Raw genomic sequence first — 25,668 nt, 5'->3', positions numbered from 1 at the left:
GAGGGCGGGAACGGGAAGCGCCCCCTTCAGGTCCTTCGAAGGGGTGAAGGGGGCGCCACGCGCGAGGGACCGTCAGTCGCGGGCCTCACCCAGCAGCTTCTGCATCCGGCTGACGCCCTCGACCAGGTCGGCGTCGCCGAGTGCGTAGGACAGCCGCAGGTAGCCCGGGGTCCCGAAGGCCTCGCCGGGGACGACCGCGACCTCGGCCTCGTCGAGGATCAGCGCGGCCAGCTCGGCGGAGGTCTGCGGGCGCTTGCCGCGGATCTCCTTGCCCAGCAGGCCCTTGACGGACGGGTAGGCGTAGAAGGCGCCCTGCGGCTCGGGGCAGAACACACCGTCGATCTCGTTGAGCATCCGGACGATGGTCTGGCGGCGGCGGTCGAAGGCGGTGCGCATCTCGGCGACGGCGTCCAGGTCGCCGGAGACGGCGGCCAGGGCGGCGCGCTGGGCCACGTTGGAGACGTTGGAGGTGGCGTGCGACTGCAGGTTGGCGGCGGCGTTGACCACGTCCTGGGGGCCGATCAGCCAGCCCACCCGCCAGCCGGTCATGGCGTAGGTCTTGGCCACGCCGTTGACCACGATGCACTTGTCGCGCAGGGCGGGCAGCAGCGCGGGCAGCGAGGTGAACTTCGCGCCGCCGTAGACCAGGTGCTCGTAGATCTCGTCGGTGAGCACCCACAGGCCGTGCTCCAGCGCCCACTCGCCGATCGCCCGGGCCTCGGCCTCGGTGTAGACCGCGCCGGTCGGGTTGGACGGCGAGACGAACAGCACCACCTTGGTGTTCTCGGTGCGGGCGGCCTCCAGCTGCTCCACCGAGACCTTGTAGCCGGTGGTCTCGTCCGCGACGACCTCGACCGGGACACCGCCGGCGAGCCGGATCGACTCCGGGTAGGTGGTCCAGTACGGCGCCGGGACGATCACCTCGTCGCCCGGGTCCAGGATGGCGGCGAAGGCGTTGTAGATCGCCTGCTTGCCGCCGTTGGTGACCAGGACCTGCGAGGCCTCCACCTGGTAGCCGGAGTCGCGCAGCGTCTTGGCGGCGATCGCGGCCTTCAGCTCGGGCAGGCCGCCGGCCGGGGTGTAGCGGTGGTTCTTCGGGTCCTGGCAGGCGGCGACGGCGGCCTCGACGATGTAGTCGGGGGTCGGGAAGTCGGGCTCGCCCGCGCCGAAGCCGATCACGGGGCGGCCGGCCGCCTTGAGGGCCTTGGCCTTGGCGTCCACCGCGAGGGTCGCGGACTCGGCGATGGCGCCGATGCGGGCGGAGACGCGGCGGTCTGCGGGACGAATGGTGGCGGGGGTGGAAGCGCTCATACCAGCATCGTGGCAGAGTCGGCGGGGGCCGGGCACGGCGGTTCCAGCATGCGTACCGCTCCGTCCACGATGTGTGCGCCGCGGGGGAGCCGTCTGACGGGGCTTCGGAGGGGGTGGCGGGGAAGGGGTTCGACCAATCGCCGAAGAACCCGTACACTCATCGCTCGATGGCTCCCGAACTGCGGATCCGCCGAGGCGTACAGCACGCAGCGGTCCGGATGCGGTAGGTTGGGGACATCTCCGGAGCCGCGAGGCACCGTAGGGCAATAGCTCAATTGGTAGAGCACCGGTCTCCAAAACCGGCGGTTGGGGGTTCGAGTCCCTCTTGCCCTGCTGCTTGATCCGACGTAAGCCCGTTCGCTCCGCAGAGCGAGCGGGCTTGATGCGGAGAGGGCCCCGATCAGCACTGCTTTCGCCGGATCGCCCGTGTTGCACAGGCACGCAAGCGAGGTTCGGCAGGATCCGAATTCAGGTGAGGACGAGTGACCGAGACCACGGGCTCCACCGCAACGCCTGAGAGCGGCAACCCCGCGAACGAGACCGCGGCCGCCGAGGACAAGGCGCTCTCGCGGCGTGAGCGCAAGCGGGCCAACAAGGCGGCCGGTGGCGAGAAGTCCGGCAAGCGGGCCAAGAAGGGCGTGTTCGCCCGGATGGGGCTGTTCTACCGGCAGATCATCGCCGAGCTGCGCAAGGTCGTCTGGCCGAGCCGGAACGACCTGATCCAGTACACCAGCGTCGTGGTGACCTTCGTGGTCGTGATCATGGGCCTGGTGTACGGCCTCGACACCGGCTTCGGAAAGCTCTCCTTCTGGATCTTCGGCTGATCCGCACCTCCCCGAACCACCTCCGACCCGGGTCACCCGCCATCGCGCTGGGTGCCCGGGTCGAGCTGTCGGCGCCGACCGCAGGAGCCCGCTACCGTTGACTCGGTACTGTTGAGGTATCCGAGACTTCATCCACACGGGCCCGCGAGGGCGCCGGGTGGCTCCGGAGCCGTTCCATCTCCACATCCCAGGAAAGAAGCAGCCACCGTGTCTGAGTCCCCCCTGTACGACGCCGCCGAGCTGGACGCGGCCGCCGCCGCCGAGGCTGACGAGGCTGCCGAGCAGATCCTCGACGCGGCGGACGCCGATGCGGACGAGGTCGAGGCTGCGGACGAGTCCGAGGCGGGCGTGCCGGCCGAGAGCGCCGCGATGCACGAGGTGTCCGCGGACGAGGCTGCGGCGGACGAGGCGTTCGCCGAGGCCGTAGCCGAGGTCGAGGTCGAGACCGCCGAGGTCGACCCGGTCGCCAAGTTCCGCGAGGAGCTGCGGTTCATGCCGGGCGAGTGGTACGTCATCCACACCTACGCGGGCTACGAGAACCGGGTCAAGCAGAACCTGGAGCAGCGCGCGGTCTCGCTGAACGTCGAGGAGTACATCTTCCAGGCCGAGGTGCCGCAGGAGGAGGTCGTCCAGATCAAGAACGGCGACCGCAAGACCATCCGCCAGAACAAGCTCCCCGGCTACGTCCTGGTGCGCATGGACCTGACCCCCGAGTCCTGGGGCGTCGTCCGCAACACCCCGGGTGTCACCGGCTTCGTCGGCAACGCGTACGACCCGTACCCGCTGACCCTGGACGAGGTCGTCAAGATGCTCGCCCCCGACGTGGAGCGCAAGGCGGCCAAGGAGGCCGGCAAGGCCTCGCCGGTCCGCCCGGTCGAGGTCCAGGTGCTGGACTTCGAGGTCGGTGACTCGGTCACCGTCACCGACGGCCCGTTCGCGACCCTGCAGGCGACCATCAACGAGATCAACCCCGACTCGAAGAAGGTCAAGGGCCTGGTCGAGATCTTCGGCCGGGAGACCCCGGTCGAGCTGTCCTTCGACCAGATCCAGAAGAACTAACAGGTCTTCGGGTCCGGGGCGGGGCTTCGGCTCTGCCCCGGACCCGTTTTGGCCAGGCGGCGCATCCGCGTTAGCCTGGTCCGATGTGTGTACTCCCGGCCGGGTGTCGCCCCGGCCCGTACACACCAGCAACCACCTCTCGGAAGGACCCGGAGAGACATGCCTCCCAAGAAGAAGAAGGTCACGGGGCTTATCAAGCTCCAGATCAACGCTGGTGCGGCCAACCCGGCCCCGCCGGTCGGCCCGGCGCTGGGTCAGCACGGCGTCAACATCATGGAGTTCTGCAAGGCCTACAACGCCGCGACCGAGTCGCAGCGCGGCATGATCGTGCCGGTGGAGATCACGGTCTACGAGGACCGCTCCTTCACCTTCATCACGAAGACGCCGCCGGCCGCCCGCCTCATCCTGAAGGCCGCGGGCATCGACAAGGGCTCCAGCGAGCCGCACAAGACCAAGGTCGCCAAGCTCACCAGCGCCCAGGTCCGCGAGATCGCCACCACCAAGATGCCCGACCTGAACGCCAACGACCTGGACGCGGCGGAGAAGATCATCGCCGGCACCGCCCGGTCGATGGGCATCACCGTCGAGGGCTGAAAGTCCTAGTCGTTCCCCCCGTGGTAGGGCCAGCGCGGCCCGTTGACACCACGACTCCTCCACCCTCCTGGCCCGCCTATCGGCAGGAGGGGCCCAACCTTCAGGAGAAGCAGTGAAGCGCAGCAAGGCTCTCAAGGCCGCGGACGCCAAGGTCGACCGCAGCCGGATCTACGCCCCGCTCGAGGCCGTCCGCCTCGCCCGGGAGACCTCCACCACCAAGTTCGACGGCACCGTCGAGGTCGCCATGCGCCTGGGTGTCGACCCGCGCAAGGCCGACCAGATGGTCCGCAGCACCGTCATCCTCCCGCACGGCACCGGTAAGACCGCTCGGGTCCTGGTCTTCGCGACCGGCGAGCGTGCCGAGGCCGCGCGTGCTGCGGGCGCCGACATCGTCGGCTCGGACGAGCTGATCGACGAGGTCGCCAAGGGCCGTCTGGACTTCGACGCCGTCGTCGCCACCCCGGACCTCATGGGCAAGGTCGGCCGCCTCGGTCGCGTCCTCGGCCCCCGTGGCCTGATGCCGAACCCGAAGACCGGCACCGTGACCCCGGACGTGGCCAAGGCCGTGAACGAGATCAAGGGCGGCAAGATCGAGTTCCGCGTCGACAAGCACTCGAACCTGCACCTGATCATCGGTAAGGCCTCCTTCACCGACGAGCAGCTGGTCGAGAACTACGCCGCCGCCCTCGAGGAGGTCCTGCGGGCCAAGCCGGCCGCCGCCAAGGGCCGCTACATCAAGAAGATCGCGTTCTCGACCACCATGGGCCCCGGTGTCCAGGTGGACCCGAACCGCACCCGCAACCTCATGGTCGAGGAGGACCCGGCCGCCGTCTGAGCCTGAGCTCGCACTGCGACCGCGTCCTGGGCGCGACTGAAGTCCGTACGACGGGCCCGTACCCCCTCGGGGGTGCGGGCCCGTCGTCGTACCCCTTGTCCAGGCCTCGGGGCGATCGATTAGAGTCCGAGAAAATCTGATGAGCACGACATATGAGGGGGGACTCCTGTGCGCACCCCGCGCCTTGCCTCAGCCGTTGCCGCGACCGCGCTCCTGCTCGGCGGGCTGACCGCCTGCAGCAGTGGCGGCAGCGGCGACACCGCCAAGGACGCCGCCGCGTCCGCCGGAGCCACGCCCTCCTCCGCCGCCCCGGGCGGCGGCGGGGCCGCCTCGGGCGGCGGCAGCGCGGCGGGGGCGCCGAAGCCCGATGCGAAGGCGGATCCGAAGGCGGCCCTGCTGGCCTCGGCCGCGGTCATGGAGAAGGCCCGCGGCGCCAGGCTGACCCGGGCCACCGGGGACGGCGGCTCCGGCTCGTACTCGTGGAACCGGGACGCCCCCGCCCTGGAGCTGTCGCTGAAGGACAAGGGCGGGGAGAGGCGGATGCTCGCGGTCGGCAGCGGGCTCTACACCAGCCTGGACGCCGAGACGGCCGCGCTGATGGACGGCAAGAAGTGGCTGAAGCTGGCCCCCGGGTCGGCCGGCGGCGGCAAGGCCGGCGGTGCCGAGGACTACGGTTCGATCGCGGCGGTGCTGGTGGCGCTCCAGCCCGCCGCCCAGCTGTCCGCCAACGCCGACGCGGGCAAGCTGAGCCGGGTCGGCGAGGAGAAGGTGGACGGGGTGGACACCGTCCACTACCGCAGCGAGGCCCCGATCGAGCAGCTGGCCAAGCTGCTGCCGATCCCGGACGGCCAGCGGCAGCTGGTGACCGACCAGTTGAAGAAGGACGGCGACAACTCCACGGTCGACTTCTGGATCAACGGCAAGGGCGAGCTGCTCCAGCAGACCACCACCAACACGGGCATCGGCCTCGACGGCCCGCAGACCTTCAAGTACACCGAGATCGGCAGCGCCCCGCAGGCCAAGGCACCCGCCGACAGCGAGGTCATGGACTTCGCGGACATGCTGAAGAACTGACCGGATCACCGGGAAGCGGAGGAGTACGGGGATGAGCGTGGCGCGGCGGGCGGCGATCGCGGTGCTGGCCGCCTGCCTGCTGGCCGGGTGCGGCAGCGGCGGCGGGGACGGGAAGTCCTCGCCGCCCGCCACGGCCGCCAGCCCGTCCGCCACGCCCACCGACCGCTCGCCGCACGGGGTACTGCTCTCCGCGAAACTTCAGATGGACACCGCCCGCCGGGCGAAGTTCAGCTACCGGCTGGGGACGCAGAGCGCGACCGGAATGCTGTTCTGGGCGCCGAAGACCGTCCTGGTGCTCGACCGGCTCGGCGCCCCGGAGCGGGTGATAGTGCTGGACACCACCGCCTACCTGGGCGGCGACCCGGCCACCGCGGCCCGGCTGGGCGGCCGGCACTGGGAGAAGTTCGCCACCGCCCCCGGCCCGGCCAGCCGGCGCGAGGTCCCGTACTCCGCCATGGTGGACCGGCTCAACCCGATGGTGGCGCTCACCGCGGCGGTGGCGGCCCCGGACCCGGCCCTGGTGGGCGAGCAGCAGACCGCCGACGGAACGTTCCAGCACTACCGGGTGAGCCTGACCGCGGACGCGTACACCGCCGCCCAGACCCAGCTGAGCGCCGACCGGCGGGCGGCGCTCAGGGCGGCGCTCGGGCCCGGCCCTTTGGTGCTCGACCTGCTGCTGAACGACAAGGACCAGCTGGCCGAGGTGCACCGCACCGGGACCGGTCCCGCCGGCCCGGTCGACGACACCGTCCGGTACAGCGAGTTCGGCGGCGCGCTCTCGGTGCAGGCCCCGGCGGACGGCGACACCGCGGACGCCGGGACGAAGAGCCTGCCGCCGCTGGCGCCGTAGTCGGACGGCAGCGCCCGAGGCGCGGCGGCACCACCATCGATTTGGTGGTTTTCGGGCGGTCGAGTACGGTAGTCCCTGCCAAAGACCGCTGGTTGTTGCACTGTTTCCGCGAGGGAGCGGCGCAACCGAAGGATCCGCGTTTTCGCGGACGGCCCGCGCAGGAGTGTCTGGAGCTTGGACTTCCGTCCGCATGCGTTGCCGTGCGGTCGTCGAGGTCTGTACTGAGCCCCGTGCGACTGCGCACTGGGGCTCTCACTGTTTCTGCAGGGCTTCCTTCCCGGCCAGCCGGTTCGCGGCGTTGAATGGTCGACTTCACGGTCGGCCCGACTTCGACATCACGGAAGGAGGCGTAAGCCCATGGCAAGGCCTGACAAGGCGGCTGATGTCGCGGTGATCACGGACAAGTTCCGTGCGTCCAACGCGGCCGTGCTGACCGAGTACCGCGGTCTCACGGTGAAGCAGATGAAGACTCTGCGTCGCTCGCTGGGTGAGAACGCCCAGTACGCCGTGGTGAAGAACACGCTGACCAAGATCGCTGCCAACGAGGCCGGGATCACCGAGCTCGACGACCAGTTCGCTGGTCCGACGGCTGTCGCCTTCATCACCGGTGACCCGGTGGAGTCGGCGAAGGCTCTGCGTGACTTCGCCAAGGAGAACCCCGCTCTGATCATCAAGGGCGGTGTCCTTGATGGCAAGGCGCTGTCCGCCGATGAGATCAAGAAGCTCGCGGACCTCGAGTCCCGCGAGGTGCTGCTCGCCAAGCTGGCGGGTGCCCTGAAGGCCAAGCCGTCCCAGGCTGCCGCGGTCTTCCAGGCCCTGCCGTCGAAGCTCGTCCGCACCGTGGACGCGCTGCGCGACAAGGTCGAGCAGGGCGGTGCCGGTACGCCGGCTCCCGCCGCCGAGGACGCCGCCGCCGAGTAAGGCGCACCACGCCCCGCTGGGGCGTGGGGCGGTCTACGCCCTCGCAGCGGGCCCGCGCCCGCCAACCCCGTACATCCGGCACCACCTGCCGATTTAGTGGAAGGACGCCATCATGGCGAAGCTGACCCAGGACGAGCTGCTCGCGCAGTTCGAGGAGATGACCCTCATCGAGCTCTCCGAGTTCGTGAAGGCCTTCGAGGACAAGTTCGACGTCACCGCTGCTGCTCCGGTCGCCGTTGCCGCCGCCGGTGTCCCGGGCGCCCCGGTCGAGGCCGTCGAGGAGAAGGACGAGTTCGACGTCATCCTCGAGGGCGCTGGCGACAAGAAGATCCAGGTCATCAAGGAGGTGCGCACCCTGACCTCCCTCGGCCTGAAGGAGGCCAAGGACCTCGTTGACACCGCCAACGCGGTTGTCCTGGAGAAGGTTGCCAAGGACGTTGCCGAGAAGGCCAAGGCTGCCCTCGAGGGTGCCGGCGCCAAGGTCGTCGTCAAGTGACCCCGCGCCCCCTCTGAGGGGGCTCACGGGCCGGGCCGATCACCCTTGTGGGTGGTCGGCCCGGCCTGTTTCGTTCCGGCCTCCAGGCGGGCGCTGGCAGCCCCGGAACGGCACGCACTCGGCTACTGTCGGTGTGGACCGGTATGGTGATCGCTGTCATCGCAGACGGCCGCCACCACGGGTTCTGTAACGTCCCGGCGGTGTCGAACGATGGGTGGTGCGAGGTCCACGCTCCGGCGCGGGCCTTGACGAACGGCACCGGGCGCGCGATTCTCAAGGCGCGCGCCCAGCATGGAGAGCACGCTCCAAGTCGGAGCGCCCTGAATGCATATTCAGTGGCCCCGACGGGAAGTGACTGCATGTGAGGTGCGGTGGCCCGGCGTAGTCCGGGCCAAGGTTGTGCGAGGCAGGCGCCGCCCTGCGGCACGGCTCCCGGGGCGGGGTCGGGCCGGTGGACGGCTACCGGAGGGAGCGTCCGATTCGGTCTCCGAATCAGGGCTTGTCAGCAGTGTGCCTTTTGGCTACACTGTCCCTTTGCGCTGCCTGTTAGCTGCTCCGTGACTCGTCGCCCGGAGTCTGCGTTCCCCTGAAGGGGTCTGGCACCGCCTCCGCAAAGCGGCTCTGACCTGGGATTTATTCCCGGCTGGGACCCTCGGCGCCGGAGGTGGTTCCAAGCCTTTCCAGGCCCGGCTGGTACGCGCGTAGTGAGCTCCGAGCCCTCGGAAGGACCCCCCTCTTGGCCGCCTCGCGCAACGCCTCGAACAATTCCGCCGCATCCACCGCCCCGCTCCGCGTCTCGTTCGCGAAGATCAAGGAGCCCCTTGAGGTCCCGAACCTCCTGGCCCTGCAGACCGAGAGCTTTGACTGGCTGCTCGGCAACGCGGCCTGGAAGGCCCGGGTCGAGGCGGCGCTGGAGAGTGGTCAGGACGTCCCCACCAAGTCCGGACTGGAGGAGATCTTCGAGGAGATCTCCCCGATCGAGGACTTCAGCGGGTCGATGTCGCTGACCTTCCGCGACCACCGTTTCGAGCCGCCGAAGAACTCCATTGACGAGTGCAAGGACCGCGACTTCACCTTCGCGGCTCCGCTCTTCGTCACCGCCGAGTTCACCAACAACGAGACCGGTGAGATCAAGTCTCAGACGGTCTTCATGGGCGACTTCCCGCTCATGACCCACAAGGGCACGTTCGTGATCAACGGCACCGAGCGCGTCGTCGTGTCGCAGCTGGTCCGTTCCCCCGGCGTGTACTTCGACTCGACGCTGGACAAGGTGTCCGACAAGGACATCTACTCCGCCAAGATCATCCCCTCCCGCGGTGCCTGGCTGGAGATGGAGATCGACAAGCGCGACATGGTCGGTGTCCGCATCGACCGCAAGCGCAAGCAGTCGGTCACCGTCCTGCTCAAGGCGCTCGGCTGGACCAACGAGATGATCCTCGAGGAGTTCGGCGAGTACGAGTCGATGCGCGCCACCCTGGAGAAGGACCACACCCAGGGCCAGGACGACGCACTCCTCGACATCTACCGCAAGCTGCGCCCGGGCGAGCCGCCGACGCGTGAGGCCGCGCAGACGCTGCTGGAGAACCTGTACTTCAACCCGAAGCGCTACGACCTCGCCAAGGTCGGCCGCTACAAGGTCAACCGGAAGCTGGGCAACGCCGAGTCGCTGGACTCGGGCGTGCTCACCGAGCCGGACATCATCAACACCATCAAGTACCTGGTCAAGCTGCACGCCGGCGAGGTCGACTGGCGTGACGACGAGGGCCGCGACATCGTGGTCGAGGTCGACGACATCGACCACTTCGGCAACCGTCGCCTGCGCAACGTCGGCGAGCTGATCCAGAACCAGGTCCGTACGGGTCTCGCCCGTATGGAGCGCGTCGTGCGCGAGCGCATGACCACCCAGGACGTCGAGGCGATCACGCCGCAGACCCTGATCAACATCCGGCCGGTCGTCGCCTCCATCAAGGAGTTCTTCGGCACCAGCCAGCTGTCGCAGTTCATGGACCAGACGAACCCGCTGTCGGGCCTGACCCACAAGCGCCGTCTGTCCGCCCTCGGTCCCGGTGGTCTCTCCCGTGAGCGCGCCGGCTTCGAGGTCCGTGACGTGCACCCCTCGCACTACGGCCGCATGTGCCCCATCGAGACCCCTGAAGGCCCGAACATCGGTCTGATCGGCTCGCTGGCCTCGTACGGCCGGGTGAACGCCTTCGGCTTCATCGAGACCCCGTACCGCAAGGTCGTCGACGGTGTCGTCACCGAGCAGGTCGACTACCTGACGGCCGACGAGGAGGACCGCTTCGTCATCGCGCAGGCCAACGCCCCGCTGACGAACGACCTGCACTTCGCCGAGCCGCGCGTCCTGGTCCGCCGCCGTGGCGGTGAGATCGACTACATCCCGGGCTCCGAGATCGACTACATGGACGTCTCGCCGCGCCAGATGGTGTCGGTCGCGACCGCCATGATCCCGTTCCTCGAGCACGACGACGCCAACCGCGCGCTCATGGGCTCGAACATGATGCGCCAGGCGGTGCCGCTGCTGAAGAGCGAGGCTCCGCTGGTCGGTACCGGCATGGAGTACCGCTGCGCGGTCGACGCCGCCGACGTGATCACCGCCGAGAAGGCCGGTGTGGTCCAGGAGGTCTCCGCCGACTACGTCACGGTGGCCAACGACGACGGCACCTACACCACGTACCGCGCCGCCAAGTTCACCCGCTCCAACCAGGGCACCTCCTTCAACCAGAAGGTGCTCGTGGACGAGGGCTCCCGCGTGGAGGCCGGCCAGGTTCTGGCCGACGGCCCCTGCACGGACGAGGGCGAGATGGCGCTCGGCAAGAACCTCCTCGTGGCGTTCATGTCGTGGGAGGGCCACAACTACGAGGACGCGATCATCCTGTCGCAGCGCCTCGTGCAGGACGACGTCCTCTCCTCGATCCACATCGAGGAGCACGAGGTCGACGCCCGTGACACCAAGCTGGGCCCCGAGGAGATCACCCGGGACATCCCGAACGTCTCCGAGGAGGTCCTCGCCGACCTCGACGAGCGCGGCATCATCCGGATCGGTGCGGATGTCGTCACCGGCGACATCCTGGTCGGCAAGGTCACCCCGAAGGGTGAGACCGAGCTGACCCCCGAGGAGCGCCTGCTCCGCGCGATCTTCGGTGAGAAGGCCCGTGAGGTCCGCGACACCTCGCTGAAGGTGCCGCACGGTGAGTCCGGCAAGGTCATCGGCGTCCGCGTCTTCGACCGCGAAGAGGGCGACGAGCTGCCCCCGGGCGTGAACCAGCTGGTCCGCGTCTACGTGGCGCAGAAGCGCAAGATCACCAACGGTGACAAGCTCGCCGGCCGCCACGGCAACAAGGGTGTCATCTCCAAGATCCTCCCGGTCGAGGACATGCCGTTCCTCGAGGACGGCACCCCGGTCGACATCATCCTCAACCCGCTGGGTGTCCCGTCCCGAATGAACCCGGGACAGGTCCTGGAGATCCACCTCGGGTGGCTCGCCAAGCAGGGCTGGGACGTCTCCGGCCTCGCCGACGAGTGGGCCAAGCGCCTGCAGGCGATCGGCGCCGACACGGTCGTGGGTGGCACCAACCTCGCCACCCCGGTCTTCGACGGCGCCCGCGAGGACGAGATCACCGGCCTGCTGGACAACACCACCCTCACCCGTGACGGTGAGCGCCTGGTGAACTCCACCGGTAAGGCCCGGCTGTTCGACGGCCGCTCCGGCGAGCCGTTCCCGATGCCGATCTCGGTCGGCTACATGTACATCCTCAAGCTGCACCACCTGGTCGACGACAAGCTGCACGCCCGCTCGACCGGTCCGTACTCGATGATCACCCAGCAGCCGCTGGGTGGTAAGGCGCAGTTCGGTGGTCAGCGCTTCGGTGAGATGGAGGTGTGGGCCCTGGAAGCGTACGGTGCCGCGTACGCGCTGCAGGAGCTGCTCACCATCAAGTCCGACGACGTCCTCGGCCGAGTCAAGGTCTACGAGGCCATCGTCAAGGGCGAGAACATCCCCGAGCCCGGCATTCCCGAGTCCTTCAAGGTGCTCATCAAGGAAATGCAGTCGCTCTGCCTCAACGTGGAGGTGCTGTCCTCGGACGGCCAGTCCATCGAGATGCGGGACTCCGACGAAGACGTGTTCCGCGCTGCCGAGGAGCTCGGCATCGACCTGTCCCGGCGCGAGCCGAGCAGCGTCGAAGAGGTCTGACGGAGGTTGGGCCGGCCCGGCCAGCGACATCTAGAAGCTGCCCGGGCCGGCCCGCCCCCAGGCCCCCTCAGACCACAGATCAACCTCGACTTACGAAAGAGGGCTTGACGACCAGTGCTTGACGTCAACTTCTTCGACGAGCTCCGCATTGGCCTGGCCACGGCCGACGACATCCGCCAGTGGTCGCACGGCGAGGTCAAGAAGCCGGAGACCATCAACTACCGCACCCTGAAGCCCGAAAAGGACGGCCTCTTCTGCGAGAAGATCTTCGGCCCCACCCGGGACTGGGAGTGCTACTGCGGTAAGTACAAGCGCGTCCGCTTCAAGGGCATCATCTGCGAGCGCTGTGGCGTCGAGGTTACCCGCGCCAAGGTGCGCCGTGAGCGGATGGGCCACATCGAGCTGGCCGCCCCGGTCACCCACATCTGGTACTTCAAGGGTGTCCCGTCCCGTCTGGGCTACCTGCTGGACCTGGCGCCGAAGGACCTCGAGAAGGTCATCTACTTCGCCGCCTACATGATCACCTGGGTTGACGACGAGCGCCGTCAGCGCGACCTGCCGTCGCTGGAGGCGCACGTCTCCGTCGAGCGCCAGCAGATCGAGAACCGCCGCGACGCCGACCTGGAGGCCCGCGCCAAGAAGGCCGAGACCGACCTGGCGGAGCTGGAGGCCGAGGGCGCCAAGGCCGACGTCCGCCGCAAGGTGCGCGAGGGCGCCGAGCGCGAGATGAAGCAGCTGCGCGACCGTGCGCAGCGCGAGATCGACCGCCTCGACGAGGTCTGGGCCCGCTTCAAGAACCTCAAGGTCCAGGACCTCGAGGGCGACGAGCTGCTCTACCGCGAGCTGCGCGACCGCTTCGGCACCTACTTCTCCGGCTCGATGGGTGCGGCGGCCCTCAAGGACCGCCTGGAGACCTTCGACCTGTCGGAGGAGGCCGAGCGCCTCCGCGAGATCATCCGTACCGGCAAGGGCCAGAAGAAGACCCGTGCGCTCAAGCGCCTCAAGGTCGTCTCCGCCTTCCTGCAGACCAGCAACAAGCCCAACGGCATGGTGCTGGACTGCGTCCCGGTGATCCCGCCGGACCTGCGTCCGATGGTGCAGCTGGACGGTGGCCGCTTCGCGACCTCCGACCTGAACGACCTGTACCGCCGTGTGATCAACCGCAACAACCGCCTGAAGCGGCTTCTCGACCTCGGCGCGCCCGAGATCATCGTGAACAACGAGAAGCGCATGCTCCAGGAGGCCGTCGACGCGCTCTTCGACAACGGCCGCCGCGGCCGCCCGGTCACGGGCCCCGGCAACCGTCCGCTGAAGTCGCTCTCCGACATGCTGAAGGGCAAGCAGGGTCGCTTCCGCCAGAACCTGCTCGGCAAGCGAGTCGACTACTCGGCCCGTTCGGTCATCGTCGTCGGCCCGCAGCTCAAGCTGCACCAGTGCGGTCTGCCCAAGGCCATGGCGCTGGAGCTCTTCAAGCCGTTCGTGATGAAGCGCCTGGTCGACCTGAACCACGCGCAGAACATCAAGTCGGCCAAGCGCATGGTCGAGCGTGCCCGTCCGGTCGTGTGGGACGTCCTCGAAGAGGTCATCGCCGAGCACCCGGTTCTGCTGAACCGTGCGCCCACCCTGCACCGCCTCGGCATCCAGGCCTTCGAGCCGCAGCTGGTCGAGGGCAAGGCCATCCAGATCCACCCGCTCGTCTGCACCGCGTTCAACGCGGACTTCGACGGTGACCAGATGGCCGTCCACCTGCCGCTCTCCGCGGAGGCGCAGGCCGAGGCCCGCATCCTGATGCTGTCCTCGAACAACATCCTGAAGCCGGCCGACGGTCGCCCCGTCACCATGCCGACCCAGGACATGGTGCTGGGTCTGTTCTTCCTCACCTCGGACCGCGAGAACGTGAAGGGCGCCGGCCGCTCCTTCTCGTCCACCGCCGAGGCGATCATGGCCTTCGACGCCCGCGAGCTGGACGTCCAGGCCTCGATCGACCTGCGTCTGCCGGTCGGCACCGTGCCGCCGCGCGGCTGGACGGCGCCGGTCGACCCCGAGTGGACCGACGGTCAGCCGGCGAGCTGGACCGAGGGCGAGTCCTTCCGGCTCACCACGACCCTGGGCCGCGCGCTCTTCAACGAGCTGCTGCCCGAGGACTACCCGTTCGTCGACTACGAGGTCGGCAAGAAGCAGCTGTCGGCCATCGTCAACGACCTGGCCGAGCGCTACCCGAAGGTCGTCGTCGCCGCGACGCTCGACAACCTGAAGGCGGCCGGCTTCTACTGGTCGACCCGTTCCGGTGTCACCGTCTCGATCTCGGACGTCATCGTCCCGCCGAGCAAGCCCCAGATCCTGGAGGGCTACGAGGCGCAGGCGGAGAAGGTCCAGCGTCAGTACGAGCGCGGTCTGATCACCAACGACGAGCGCAAGAGCGAGCTCATCGGCATCTGGACCCGGGCGACCAACGAGGTCGCCGAGGCCATGGCCGCGAACTTCCCGAAGACCAACCCCATCTTCATGATGGTGGACTCGGGTGCTCGAGGAAACATGATGCAGATGCGCCAGATCGCCGGTATGCGTGGTCTGGTGTCGAACGCGAAGAACGAGACCATCCCGCGGCCGATCAAGGCGTCGTTCCGTGAGGGTCTGTCCGTGCTGGAGTACTTCATCTCCACCCACGGTGCCCGTAAGGGTCTCGCGGACACCGCCCTGCGTACCGCCGACTCCGGTTACCTCACCCGTCGTCTGGTCGACGTCTCCCAGGACGTCATCATTCGCGAGGAGGACTGCGGTACCGAGCGCGGCCTGAAGCTGTCGATCGGTTCGGTCGGCGCGGACGGCGTGCTGCGCAAGGCCGACGACGTCGAGACCAGCGTCTACGCCCGCATGCTGGCCGAGGACATCACGGTGGACGGCAAGCTCGTCGCCACCGCCAACACCGACCTCGGTGACGTCCTGATCGACGAGCTGATCCGCCACGGCATCGCCGAGGTCAAGGTCCGCTCGATCCTGACCTGTGAGTCGGCCGTGGGTACCTGTGCCCACTGCTACGGCCGCTCGCTGGCCACCGGCAAGCTGGTCGACATCGGTGAGGCGGTCGGCATCATCGCCGCCCAGTCCATCGGTGAGCCCGGTACCCAGCTGACCATGCGTACCTTCCACACCGGTGGTGTGGCGGGTGACGACATCACCCAGGGTCTGCCGCGTGTCGTCGAGCTCTTCGAGGCCCGTACCCCCAAGGGTGTGGCCCCGATCTCGGAGGCGCAGGGCCGGGTCCGCATCGAGGACACCGAGAAGACCCGCAAGATCGTCATCACCCCGGACGACGGCACCGACGAGATCGCCTACCCGGTCTCCAAGCGTGTCAAGCTCCTGGTGAGCGAGGGCGAGGCGGTCGAGGTCGGCCAGAAGCTGACCGTCGGTGCGACCAACCCGCACGACGTCCTGCGCATCATGGGCCAGCGCGCCGTCCAGGTCCACCTGGTCGCCGAGGTCCAGAAGGTCTACAACTCGCAGGGTGTGTCGATCCACGACAAGCACATCGAGATCATCATCCGGCAGATGCTCCGCCGCGTGACGATCATCGAGTCGGGCGACGCCGAGCTGCTTCCGGGCGAGCTCGTCGAGCGCGGCCGCTTCGAGCAGGAGAACCGCCGCGTGGTCTCCGAGGGCGGCCACCCCGCCTCCGGTCGTCCGCAGCTGATGGGTATCACCAAGGCCTCGCTGGCCACCGAGTCCTGGCTGTCGGCCGCCTCCTTCCAGGAGACGACCCGGGTCCTCACCGACGCGGCGATCCACGCCAAGTCGGACCCGCTGCTGGGCCTCAAGGAGAACGTCATCCTCGGTAAGCTCATCCCGGCCGGTACGGGTCTGCCCCGCTACCGCAACATCCGGGTCGAGCCGACCGAGGAGGCCAAGGCCGCCATGTACTCGGCCGTCGGCTACGACGACTACGACATGTCGCCCTTCGGCGCCGGCTCCGGCCAGGCGGTTCCGCTGGACGACTACGACTACGGCCCGTACACCGGCTGACGGTCGTTTCCGCAACGCCGCAGGGCGGTCACCCCTCACGGGGTGGCCGCCCTGCGGCGTTTCTGGTCCGGTGGCGGGCCTGATCGGTTGTCAGTGGCGGCAACTAGCTTGGTGCCAACAGGTTTTCGACCGTCCGAAGGGCCGTTCCATGTCCACTGCCGCCGTTGACGAGCAGGTCACCTACCTGGAGCTCTCCGAGGAGGGGAGCGGTGCGCACAAGTTCTACGAGGTACGGCTGGTCGGGGCCGAGGTGACGGTCACGTACGGCCGGATCGGGGACGGCGGGCAGGCGAAGGCGACCACGTACCCGTCGGCGGAGAAGGCCGCGGCGGCCGCTGCCAAGAAGGTGGGGGAGAAGGTCCGCAAGGGGTACGCGCCGGCGGTGCGCGGGGTGCGGCAGCACCGGGCGGTGACCCGGCGGGAGATCGTCAGCAGCCGGTCGACGGCTCGTCAGGCGCCGGTGCTGTGGCGGTTCAGGTCGGGTGCCGCCGCGTTCGGGATCTTCGTCGGCGAGGAGCACGCCTGGGTGGGCAACCAGGCCGGCGACGTCTACACCCTCACCCACGACGGCGAGGTGACCGGCCGCTACGGTCTGCCGGACGGGGTGAAGTGCATCGTCGCCGACGACTACTGGATCTACGCGGGCTGTGACGACGGCCGGGTCTACGACCTGGGCGGGAAGGTGCCCAGGGTGGCGTACGAGATCGCCGCCGACGTCGACATCTACTGGATGGACATCCACGACGGGGTGCTCGGTGTCTCCGACGCCCAGGGCGGGATCACCACCGTGGACCACGAGGACGAGTTCCAGTGGCGGCGCTCCGCCCCCGGCAGTTCCGGCTGGATGGTGCGCTGCGACCAGGACGGCGTCTTCCACGGCCACACGGCCGGCGTGTCGCGCTACGCGGCCCGCGGCGGCGAGCGGGTATGGCACGTGCGGACGGAGGGCGCGGTCCTCTTCGGCTGGCAGGAGCGGGACGAGGTCTTCGCCGGCACCGGGAAGGGCTGGGTCCACCGGCTCGCCAAGGCGGACGGGGCGGAGGCCGCCCGGTACCGCTGCGACGCGGCGGTGTTCTCCTGCGCCACCTCGCCCGACGGGCGGTACGTCTTCGCCGGCGACAACCACTCCTCGGTGTACTGCTTCGCGGCGGACGGCACCCGGCTGTGGAAGCTGGGCACCGGATGCGGCTCGGCGTACAGCATGCAGTACCGGGCCGGGCGGCTCTACATCGTGACCACGGACGGCTCGTTGGCCTGCATCGACGCGAGTGAGAGCGCCGTGCGTGCCGCCGAGGGCGGGGAGCTGCCCAAGACGGCCGACATCAAGGCGACGGGCTGGGAGCCGGTCCGGGCCGGCGCGGCGCTGGAGACGGTGAGCACGGTGGCGGCCGGCGCGGGTGTCGAGGTCGAGTGCGTGCAGGAGGGCGGCCGGATGAGGGTCCGGGTGCTCTCGGCGGGCTTCGACCCGTCCCGGCGGGTGCAGTTCCCCAAGGACATCCGGGTGCCGGGGGCACGGTACCTGGTGGCCGAGGTGCTGGAGTCGGCGTCGGGCGGGTTCTACCGGGCCAGGGGCGAGATCAAGCGCCTGCTGTGAGGCGGCCCGGGAGCCGAGCTCCCGGGGGCTTCGCCCGGCCCCGTGACGGCTCGGATTTTCGGTGGCGTGGGACGGGCGGCGGCCCGTACCGTCCGGGCATGGGAGCGAAGCGGCCGCTGATCGCGGTGTTGACGGGGGCGGGGATCTCGACCGACTCGGGGATTCCGGACTACCGGGGGCCCAAGGGGCTGTGGCAACGCGACCCTAAGGCACAGGAGTTGGTGACGATCGGGCCGTACCTGGCCGATCCCGAGGTGCGGCGCCGGTCCTGGTTGATGCGGCGGGACGTCGGGGCCCTCGGGGCTGAGCCGAACGCCGGGCACCTGGCGCTGGTGGCGCTGGAGCGCAGCGGGCTGCCGGTGCGGGTGTTGACGCAGAACGTGGACGGGCTGCACCAGCGTTCGGGACTGCCCGAGCGGAAGGTGCTGGAACTGCACGGGACGGCGCAGCGGGTGCAGTGCGTCAGGTGCCGGGTGCGCGGTCCGATGGCGCGGGCGCTGGAGCGGGTGGCGGCGGGGGAGCCGGATCCGGTGTGCGAGGAGTGCGGGGGCGTGCTCAAGCCGTGCACCGTGATGTTCGGCGAGGCGCTGGACCCGGTGGTGCTGGACCAGGCGGAGGCGATCGCCAAGGCGTGCGATCTGTTCGTGGCGGTCGGGACGCTGTTGCAGGTGCATCCGGTGGCCGCCCTGCCGCAGCTGGCGCTGGAGGCCGGGGCCCGGCTGGTGATCGTCAACGGTGAGCCCACGCCGTACGACCCGGTGGCGCACGAGGTGATCCGGGAGCCCATCTCACTCGCACTGCCGGCGCTGGTTCGGCGGATCATCGCGGGGGAGTTCGCGGGGGATTCCGGGGAGGGGTGAGGCCGGGCCCGCTCGCCAGGGGGAGGTGCTCCCTCGTACGGGGGAGCACGCGGGGGATTCCGCGCAGGCGTGGGTCCGGGCTCGCCCGGGCGAGGGGGGTGATCCCCCTGGCGGGGGAGTCGGACAGACCGCTCGGCCGGGCGATCCGGAGGGCGGGGGTGCTCGGGCAGTCTTCTACCTGTCGGATCGGGGAGGCCGGTTCGAACGGCCGAGCGGGGAGAACTGCGATGAACCGGGTGTCCTTTCGAGTGCTGGCCTACACCGCCATCACCGTCGCGATCGTGGGCGGGATGTCCGGCTGCTTCCAGGACGACCAGACCAGGACCGTGGGCTACGAGGTTCCGGAGACCGTGAACTCCCTGGTGATCGAGGGTGGTACCGGGGACATCCGGGTGGTCGGCGGCGGCACCGGGGTCCGGGTGACGGAGCACCAGACCTACCGCTCCACCGCGCCCGCCGCCGAGCACAGCACCTCCGCCGGCACGCTCACCCTGAGCTACAAGTGCCCGGACGGCGACTGCGGCATCGGGTACGAGGTGGAGGTCCCGGCCGGCACCCGGGTGCGGGTGAAGGACGGCACCGGCAACGTGCACCTCTCCGGTCTGAGCGGCGAGGTCGAGGCACAGACCGGTACGGGCGGCATCGACGCCAAGCGGATGAGCAGCGACCGGGCCAGCCTGAGCACCAGCACCGGCGACGTCTCGACCGTCTTCACCACCCAGCCGCACACGCTCAAGGCCACCACCAGCACCGGCAACGTGACCGTGAAGGTGCCCACCGGGGACCCGTACGCCGTCACCGCCACGAGCGACACCGGCACGGTCGACCAGCGGATCGCCCAGCAGCCGGGCGCCGCCCACAGCATCGTCGCCACCACCAACACCGGCGATGTCCGGATCGGCAATGCGTGAACACCCCGGTGGGGGCCGGGGGCGGCTCCCGGGCGGCGCGTTGCTCCTGCGGTTAAGGCAAGATCATCCCCCGGAGAGCTTCGGGGGAGGAACGGACGTGGAGCGGATCACGCGGGCGCAGGCGCGGATCATCGCGCTCGGGCAGCGATGGCACGGCGGCCGCTTCGGCCGGATCGACCCGATCGCGCTGGACATCGCACTGACGGTGTTCTCGGCCCTGGTCTCGGCCTGGGCGGTGGTCTACGACAACAAGGGTTGGCCCTGGTGGGTCTATCTGCTGGCGGTCTCCAACAGCCTCGCCCTGCCCTGGCGGCGCAGCCATCCGGGCAGTGTCTACCTGCTCACCGGGCTGCCGGCGCTGGTGCTGTCCTACGTCGCGCACTCGGCGACGCCGCAGGTCTCGATCTCCGCCGTGCTCGCGATGTACAGCCTGGCCGACCGGGGCCGGGACTGGCAGCGCTGGCCGCTGCTGGTGGTCACCGTGGCCGCCAACATCATCGGCACCCACTCGCCGAACGGCATGCTGTTCAGCCTGATCATGTCGATCGGTAGCTTCGTCTTCGGCGCGCTGGTCCGCGACTGGCGCGCGCTGGCCAGGTCGGAGGCCGAACGCGCCCATCAGCTGGGCCTGCAGACCGCGAGCGAGGCCGCCCGCGCGGTGGCCGAGGAGCGCGCCAGGATCGCCCGCGAGATGCACGACATCCTGGCTCACGCGGTCTCGCTGATGGTCATCCAGGCAGAGGCGGGCCCGCTGATGGTGCACCGGGACCCGGAGCGGGCGATCCGGACCTTCGACACCATCGCCGACTCCGGGCGCGACGCGATGGTGCAGCTGCGCCGGGTGCTCGGGGTGCTCAAGGAGGAGGGCGCGGGCCCCGAACTCGCCCCGCAGCCCAGGCTGGCCGAACTGCCGGCCGTGGTCGAGCGGGTGCGGCAGTCGGGCATCCAGGTGGAGCTGGAGCTGGCCGCGCCGGAACGTCCGGTGCCGGCCGACGTCGAGGCGGCGGCGTACCGGATCGTCCAGGAGGCGCTGACCAACGTGGTCAAGCACTCCGGGGCGGACCGCGCGGTGATCCGGGTCGCCCAGGTCGCCCGGACCCTGGAGATCGAGGTGTCCGACAACGGGAACGGCGCGGCCGCCGGAGAGCGGACCGGCCGGGGCGGGTCGGCGGACGGCTGGTCGGGCGGGCGCGGGCTGCTCGGTATCCGCGAGCGCGCCGCGGCCTGCGGCGGCAGCGCGACGGCCGGCCCGGGGCCGGCGGGCCGGGGGTTCCTGGTCAGCGCGGAACTGCCGCTGGGCGGGGCCGTACGGTGAGGGCCGGCCGGGTACCGTACGGCCCGGCCGGGAGAGGGGAGTTGTGAGCATGGATGCGATACGAGTGGTGGTCGCCGACGACCAGGAGCTGGTGCGGGCGGGGTTCGGCATGATCCTGGACGCCCAGCCGGACATCGAGGTGGTCGCCGAGGCCGCGGACGGCGCCCAGGCCGTCGAGGCGGTCCGGGAGCACCGCCCCGACGTGCTGCTGCTGGACGTCCGGATGCCCGTCATGGACGGCCTGGAGGCCGCCCGCCGGGTCTGCGCCGAGTTCCCCGGAACCAAGGTGATCATGCTGACCACCTTCGACATCGACGACTACGTCTACGACGCCCTCTACGCGGGGGCCAGCGGCTTCCTGCTCAAGGACGTCCGCCGGGACGACCTCGCGCACGGCGTGCGGATGGTGGCCTCCGGCGAGGCGCTGCTGGCGCCATCCGTGACGCGCCGGCTGATCGGCGAGTTCACCGCCCGCAGGCCGGCCGGGCCGGCGGCCTCGGTGCGCGAGCCCTCCAAGCTGCTCGACCAGCTGACCGTCCGCGAGCAGGAGACGCTGCGGCTGCTCGCCCGGGGCCTGTCCAACGCCGAGATCGCGGCCGAACTGGTGGTCAGCGAGCACACGGTGAAGACGCACGTCAGCAATGTGCTGAGCAAGCTCCGGCTCCGCGACCGGGTGCACGCGGTGGTCTTCGCCTACGAGGCGGGGGCGGTGGTGGCGGGGGAGGCGTAGGGCCTGTCCGGCGTGCCGAGGGGACGGCCCGGGCGAGGAGCCACCCTCCCGCGGCCGGCCCGGGCCTGAATACGATGGCCCCCCCGACCGGCAGGAGTGATCATGACTGCTCAGTTCGACCCGTGGTCCGCCGAGTTCGTGGCGCACCCCTACGAGGCGTACGCGGTGCTGCGCGAGCAGGCTCCGGTCAGCTACTACGAGCCCAGTGGCCAGTGGCTGATCTCCCGGTACCAGGACGTCAGCGCGCTGCTGCGGGACCGCCGCCTGGGCCGCACCCACACCCACCGCTACAGCCACGAGGAGTTCGGCCGCCCGGCGCCCGACCCCGCGCTGGAACCCTTCCACACCCTCAACGACCACGGACTGCTCGACCTGGAGGCTCCGGACCACACCCGGATCCGGCGGCTGGTGTCCAAGGCATTCACCCCACGGATGGTGGAGTCGCTGCGGCCCACAGTGGCCCGGCTCGCGGACGAACTGGTCGGCGGACTGCTGGCGGACGGCGGCGGCGACCTGATCGCCAAGGTCGCCGAACCGCTGCCGGTCGCGGTGATCGCCGAGATGCTGGGCGTCCCCGGGAACGACCGGCACCTGCTGCGGCCCTGGTCGGCCGACATCACCGGGATGTTCGAGCTCAACCCCTCGGCCGGGGCGGCCGAGCGGGCGGTGCGGGCGAGCGTCGAGTTCTCCGAGTACCTGCGCAAGCTGATCGCCGAGCGGCGGGCCGCACCGGGCGAGGACCTGATCAGCGCACTGGTCCAGGTCGCCGACGGCTCCGACGCGCTGAGCGAGCAGGAGATGGTCTCGACCTGCGTCCTGCTGCTGAACGCCGGGCACGAGGCCACCGTCAACACCACCGGGAACGGCTGGCTGGCGCTGCTGCGCAATCCCGGTGAACTCGCCCGGCTGCGCGGCGCGGTGGACGAACTGCTGCCCACCGCCGTCGAGGAGTTGATGCGCTACGACACCCCGCTGCAGATGTTCGAACGCTGGGTGCTGGAGGACATCGAGGTCGCCGGGGTGACCGTCCCGCGCGGTGCCGAGGTGGCCCTGCTGTTCGGCTCGGCCAACCGCGACCCGGCCCGCTTCACCGGCCCCGACCGCCTCGACCTGGGCCGCACCGACAACCCGCACATCACCTTCGGCGCGGGAATTCATTTCTGTCTCGGCGCTCCGCTCGCCAGACTGGAGCTCACCGAGTCCTACGGTGCGCTGCTGCGCCGGGCGCCCGGGCTGCGGCTGGTCCGCGAGCCCGAGTGGCGGCCCGGGTACGTCATCCGGGGGTTGCGGGAGCTGATCGTCGAGGTGTGAGGGGTGACGGGCATGGGCCGGGCGACGGGAGCACTGCTGGGTCTCGCGATCGGCGACGCCCTGGGACACCGGACGGAGTTCGACGAGATCGAGCACATCGCCGCCTGGTGCCGGGACTGGCGTGAACTCCCCCTGCCCGAGCCCGCGTTGGTAACCGACGACACCCAGATGACGCTCGCCCTGGCCCGGGGTCTGCAGACCGCACTGGCCGCGGGCCCGCTCACCCCGGCGAGCCTGGAGCCGCCGGTGCGGGCCGAGTTCGCGGCGTGGTACCGCTCGGAGGAGAACAACCGCGCGCCCGGCCAGACCTGCCTTGCGGCCTGCTGGCGCCTGAGCAAGCCGGCGCTGCGCTGGCAGGAGGCCAGCGAGGTCCGCTCCAAGGGCTGCGGCGCCAACATGCGGGTCGCCCCGATCGGGCTGATCCCCGGGCTGAGCGACGAGCAGCGCTCCGGTGCCGCGCAGCTGCAGTCCGCGCTCACCCACGGCCACCCCACCGCACTGGCCGCGAGCGACCTCACCGCGCGCACCGTGCGGTTGCTCGCCGAGGGCACCGAGCCGGGTGAACTCCCCGCCCTGCTTCGGCAGTACGCGCACGCGAACCGTACCCGCTACCGCGAGCGGTGGCTCGGCGACCTCGCCGCGCTGGCCCATGACCCCACGCCGGAGCACTTCACGGCGCGCGGCTGGGACGAGTGCCTGTTCGTCCTCGACCGCCTCGACGCCGCGTTGGCCAGGCCGTCGTACGACACCGATCCGTGCGAGATCACGGGTGAGGGCTGGATCGCCGAGGAGGCCTTCGCCACCGGCCTGTTGTGCTTCCTGCTATTCCCCGACGACCCGGTGGCCGCCGTCCGCCGGGCCGCCTACAGCTCCGGTGACTCGGACTCCATCGCCTGTCTCACCGGCGCCTTCGCCGGTGCCCGCCACGGTGATCCGGCCTGGCCGTCGGAGTGGACCGAGCGCATCGAGTACCGCGACGAACTGCTCGCCCTCGGCTCGCTCTGGGACCGCTGCTGACCCGCTCCTGACCCGCCCCGGCCGAGGCGGGCCGGCGCACGGGCCTTGGGTCGGCAGAAGCCGGACCGGCCGCGTCCAGGTGGCGGCTCAGCGCGGGATGGCACCCGCGCGGCCGTGCAGCGAGGCGCGGTCGGCGGCGGCGCGGCCGGCCGCCCAGCCCTCGCCGTCGCTGACCCGTACCCGCTGGGAGGTCAGCTTGGGGAACATCCGGCCCACCGTGTCGTCCACCGCCTCCTCGCGGGCGGCGAGCGCGGGCAGCAGCCGCTCGTCCGGCACCAGCTGCTCGCAGCTGCCGTCCTCGCGCAGGTGCCGGCCGGCGGCCGCGTCACTGGTGGTCTGCTCGGTCGCGGCCGTCAGCCGCTCCCGGATCCGGGCGGCGTACGCGACCAGGAACGACTGCCGGAAGGACTTCGTACGGGAGGCGCTCTCCGGGTGCCGGCCGCCGTCGGCCGTGCCCGGGTGGCGGGAGCGGCCGGTCTGGCGGGGCTGCATGGCGGAGGTCGCCTGCACCAGGAGCGAGGTGTACAGCAACTCGACCGAGTCCAGGTCCGGATCGAAGCCGACGACGGTGCAGAAGCCGAATTCCTTGGCCCACACCACGCGGCACCGGTTCGCCGCCGCGACGGCGTCCAGCAGCATCGTCTTGGGGCCCTCGTACGGGTTGTCCACCCCGATCCGCAGCGCCGCCGGGGCGTCCTCGGCCGGGCGCGCGGCCGCCAGCAGGGCCTCGTCGATGCTGTGCTGGGCCATCAGCTGCTGCGCCTTGGCGGTCAGCGCCTCGGCCTCCTCGGGGTACTCCGTGGACTCCGCCTTCGCCAGCAGCGCCCGGATCCGCGAGAGCATCCTCGACTCACCCCGCCCCGCCCCGGCCCCTCGCTGCGGCGCGGCACCCGGGACGGGCCCGACCGGTGCGATCGGCGGCAGGTGGCTCCAGGTCCGCAGCAGCTCCAGCACGGCCGTGGCCAGGGCGAACCGGTCCAGCCGGTGGCGCTGGGCGAAGTCGGCCAGGAATCGGTCGTCCCCCTCCCACCAGACCTCGGTGGACAGCTCGTGCAGCTGCTCCTGCCAGCGGCGGTCCAGGGTGGCGGCCGGGTGCCGGCGCCCCTCGGCGGCGACCAGGTCCACCGCCAGCGCTTGGTGCACCGGGCCGAGCCGGCGCCGCACCACCCGGGCCAGATCCGCCGGACGCCAGCCGCCGGCCCAGGCCCGCGCGACCGTACGCTCCGCGAACACCAGCACCGCCCGGCTGACCTCGGGCCACTGCTCGGCCGAAGCCGCCAGCAGCGAGGCCCCGGTGTCCAGCGCCAGATCGAGCTCCTCCTCGGGGGCGCCGATCACCTGGTGGGCGGCCTGCTCCACCAGGCCGTCCATGCCGGGACCCCGCTCGCCCTTGCGCCTGCCCACGGTGTCCCTGCCTCTGTCTAGTCCGAACCTCCGACCCATGATGCCGGACCGCCGGCGGGGCGGGGCGGGCCACGGGCCCCGGGACCCCGGCGGGGGTGCTCCGCGCTCGACGGCGACGTGGACCGAGGGTCCGGGCGGAGCAGCCCGGTGACCATCGACAGCATGGTGGTCCTGCCCGCGCCGTTGGGGCCGACCAGGCCGATGAAGGAGCCGGCCGGCAGTTCGAGGTCGAGGTCGGCCGCCGCGGCCTGATGGCCGAAGGTCTTCCACGGACCGCGGATGCTCACCGCGGAGACGGGCGGATCGGACGGCGCTTACTCCAGGGCGGA

Annotated in this window: 19 protein-coding genes, 1 tRNA gene and 1 pseudogene; 18 read left to right on the top strand and 3 right to left on the bottom strand. The window is 70.3% G+C overall.

The features are described from left to right. Window positions 1-72: 72 nt before the first annotated feature. Window positions 73-1,311, bottom strand: coding sequence for a pyridoxal phosphate-dependent aminotransferase (locus ACWDAK_RS01285; RefSeq protein ID WP_344634847.1), 1,239 nt, complete (start codon window positions 1,309-1,311; stop codon window positions 73-75). 260 nt (window positions 1,312-1,571) lie between these two features. On the opposite strand from ACWDAK_RS01285, the gene ACWDAK_RS01280 reads away from it, so the two are divergent. From ACWDAK_RS01280 to ACWDAK_RS01195, 18 genes are all read left to right on the top strand, one after another. Then, window positions 1,572-1,644, top strand: a tRNA-Trp gene (locus tag ACWDAK_RS01280). A gap of 149 nt (window positions 1,645-1,793) precedes the next feature. Further along, window positions 1,794-2,135 (top strand): preprotein translocase subunit SecE, encoded by a 342-nt coding sequence (secE, locus tag ACWDAK_RS01275; RefSeq protein WP_344634846.1) that lies wholly within the window; start codon window positions 1,794-1,796, stop codon window positions 2,133-2,135. Between the two features lie 207 nt (window positions 2,136-2,342). Next, complete coding sequence (gene nusG / locus ACWDAK_RS01270; RefSeq protein ID WP_344634845.1) at window positions 2,343-3,194, top strand: transcription termination/antitermination protein NusG; 852 nt, start codon at window positions 2,343-2,345, stop codon at window positions 3,192-3,194. Window positions 3,195-3,353: 159 nt separating this feature from the next. Beyond that, entirely contained in the window at window positions 3,354-3,788 is a 435-nt protein-coding gene (gene rplK, locus ACWDAK_RS01265; protein ID WP_207809812.1) for a 50S ribosomal protein L11, read from the top strand. A gap of 112 nt (window positions 3,789-3,900) precedes the next feature. Then, window positions 3,901-4,623, top strand: coding sequence for a 50S ribosomal protein L1 (rplA, locus tag ACWDAK_RS01260; protein ID WP_344634844.1), 723 nt, complete (start codon window positions 3,901-3,903; stop codon window positions 4,621-4,623). A gap of 168 nt (window positions 4,624-4,791) precedes the next feature. Further along, window positions 4,792-5,697, top strand: coding sequence for a hypothetical protein (locus tag ACWDAK_RS01255; RefSeq protein WP_427392813.1), 906 nt, complete (start codon window positions 4,792-4,794; stop codon window positions 5,695-5,697). 31 nt (window positions 5,698-5,728) lie between these two features. Then, entirely contained in the window at window positions 5,729-6,547 is an 819-nt protein-coding gene (locus ACWDAK_RS01250; protein ID WP_427392814.1) for a hypothetical protein, read from the top strand. A gap of 357 nt (window positions 6,548-6,904) precedes the next feature. Then, complete coding sequence (gene rplJ, locus ACWDAK_RS01245; RefSeq protein WP_344634841.1) at window positions 6,905-7,468, top strand: 50S ribosomal protein L10; 564 nt, start codon at window positions 6,905-6,907, stop codon at window positions 7,466-7,468. Window positions 7,469-7,580: 112 nt separating this feature from the next. Continuing rightward, complete coding sequence (gene rplL, locus ACWDAK_RS01240; protein WP_344634840.1) at window positions 7,581-7,964, top strand: 50S ribosomal protein L7/L12; 384 nt, start codon at window positions 7,581-7,583, stop codon at window positions 7,962-7,964. A gap of 736 nt (window positions 7,965-8,700) precedes the next feature. After that, on the top strand, window positions 8,701-12,177 hold the full coding sequence (gene rpoB, locus ACWDAK_RS01235) for a DNA-directed RNA polymerase subunit beta (RefSeq protein ID WP_344634839.1): 3,477 nt from the start codon (window positions 8,701-8,703) through the stop codon (window positions 12,175-12,177). A 114-nt stretch (window positions 12,178-12,291) separates the two neighbouring features. Continuing rightward, on the top strand, window positions 12,292-16,197 hold the full coding sequence (locus tag ACWDAK_RS01230; protein WP_344634838.1) for a DNA-directed RNA polymerase subunit beta': 3,906 nt from the start codon (window positions 12,292-12,294) through the stop codon (window positions 16,195-16,197). 148 nt (window positions 16,198-16,345) lie between these two features. Beyond that, window positions 16,346-17,791 (top strand): WGR domain-containing protein, encoded by a 1,446-nt coding sequence (locus tag ACWDAK_RS01225; RefSeq protein WP_344634837.1) that lies wholly within the window; start codon window positions 16,346-16,348, stop codon window positions 17,789-17,791. Window positions 17,792-17,889: 98 nt separating this feature from the next. Next, window positions 17,890-18,651, top strand: a complete 762-nt coding sequence (locus tag ACWDAK_RS01220) for an SIR2 family NAD-dependent protein deacylase (RefSeq protein ID WP_344634836.1) — start codon at window positions 17,890-17,892, stop codon at window positions 18,649-18,651. Window positions 18,652-18,887: 236 nt separating this feature from the next. Then, window positions 18,888-19,562, top strand: coding sequence for a DUF4097 family beta strand repeat-containing protein (locus ACWDAK_RS01215; protein ID WP_344634835.1), 675 nt, complete (start codon window positions 18,888-18,890; stop codon window positions 19,560-19,562). Window positions 19,563-19,659: 97 nt separating this feature from the next. After that, entirely contained in the window at window positions 19,660-20,877 is a 1,218-nt protein-coding gene (locus ACWDAK_RS01210) for a sensor histidine kinase (RefSeq protein ID WP_344634834.1), read from the top strand. Window positions 20,878-20,926: 49 nt separating this feature from the next. Then, window positions 20,927-21,607 (top strand): response regulator transcription factor, encoded by a 681-nt coding sequence (locus ACWDAK_RS01205; protein ID WP_344634833.1) that lies wholly within the window; start codon window positions 20,927-20,929, stop codon window positions 21,605-21,607. A gap of 102 nt (window positions 21,608-21,709) precedes the next feature. Then, a complete protein-coding gene (locus ACWDAK_RS01200; protein WP_427392816.1) occupies window positions 21,710-22,918 on the top strand; it encodes a cytochrome P450 in 1,209 nt (402 codons plus the stop codon). Window positions 22,919-22,930: 12 nt separating this feature from the next. Further along, on the top strand, window positions 22,931-23,935 hold the full coding sequence (locus ACWDAK_RS01195) for an ADP-ribosylglycohydrolase family protein (RefSeq protein WP_344635090.1): 1,005 nt from the start codon (window positions 22,931-22,933) through the stop codon (window positions 23,933-23,935). Window positions 23,936-24,022: 87 nt separating this feature from the next. Here ACWDAK_RS01195 and ACWDAK_RS01190 read toward each other — a convergent pair whose 3' ends face one another. Together ACWDAK_RS01190 and ACWDAK_RS01185 are read right to left on the bottom strand one after the other, a co-directional pair. Then, complete coding sequence (locus ACWDAK_RS01190) at window positions 24,023-25,306, bottom strand: DUF2786 domain-containing protein (RefSeq protein WP_427392872.1); 1,284 nt, start codon at window positions 25,304-25,306, stop codon at window positions 24,023-24,025. Window positions 25,307-25,467: 161 nt separating this feature from the next. After that, window positions 25,468-25,626, bottom strand: a pseudogene (locus ACWDAK_RS01185) (ATP-binding cassette domain-containing protein); the annotation flags it as partial. Between the last annotated feature and the right edge of the window lie 42 nt (window positions 25,627-25,668).

Source organism: Kitasatospora sp. NPDC001175 (assembly GCF_053598215.1).
Note: the sequence above shows the minus strand (reverse complement) of the source record. Positions and strands in the feature narration are given on the sequence as shown.

Coding starts and splice junctions, on each gene's coding strand:
- ACWDAK_RS01250 (WP_427392814.1), top strand. CDS start 5,729: ATGAGCGTGGCGCGGCGGGCGGCGATCGCGGTGCTGGCCGCCTGCCTG.
- rplJ (WP_344634841.1), top strand. CDS start 6,905: ATGGCAAGGCCTGACAAGGCGGCTGATGTCGCGGTGATCACGGACAAG.
- ACWDAK_RS01285 (WP_344634847.1), bottom strand. CDS start 1,311: ATGAGCGCTTCCACCCCCGCCACCATTCGTCCCGCAGACCGCCGCGTC.
- ACWDAK_RS01220 (WP_344634836.1), top strand. CDS start 17,890: ATGGGAGCGAAGCGGCCGCTGATCGCGGTGTTGACGGGGGCGGGGATC.
- ACWDAK_RS01200 (WP_427392816.1), top strand. CDS start 21,710: ATGACTGCTCAGTTCGACCCGTGGTCCGCCGAGTTCGTGGCGCACCCC.
- ACWDAK_RS01225 (WP_344634837.1), top strand. CDS start 16,346: ATGTCCACTGCCGCCGTTGACGAGCAGGTCACCTACCTGGAGCTCTCC.
- rplL (WP_344634840.1), top strand. CDS start 7,581: ATGGCGAAGCTGACCCAGGACGAGCTGCTCGCGCAGTTCGAGGAGATG.
- ACWDAK_RS01205 (WP_344634833.1), top strand. CDS start 20,927: ATGGATGCGATACGAGTGGTGGTCGCCGACGACCAGGAGCTGGTGCGG.
- rplK (WP_207809812.1), top strand. CDS start 3,354: ATGCCTCCCAAGAAGAAGAAGGTCACGGGGCTTATCAAGCTCCAGATC.
- ACWDAK_RS01195 (WP_344635090.1), top strand. CDS start 22,931: ATGGGCCGGGCGACGGGAGCACTGCTGGGTCTCGCGATCGGCGACGCC.
- ACWDAK_RS01190 (WP_427392872.1), bottom strand. CDS start 25,306: ATGGACGGCCTGGTGGAGCAGGCCGCCCACCAGGTGATCGGCGCCCCC.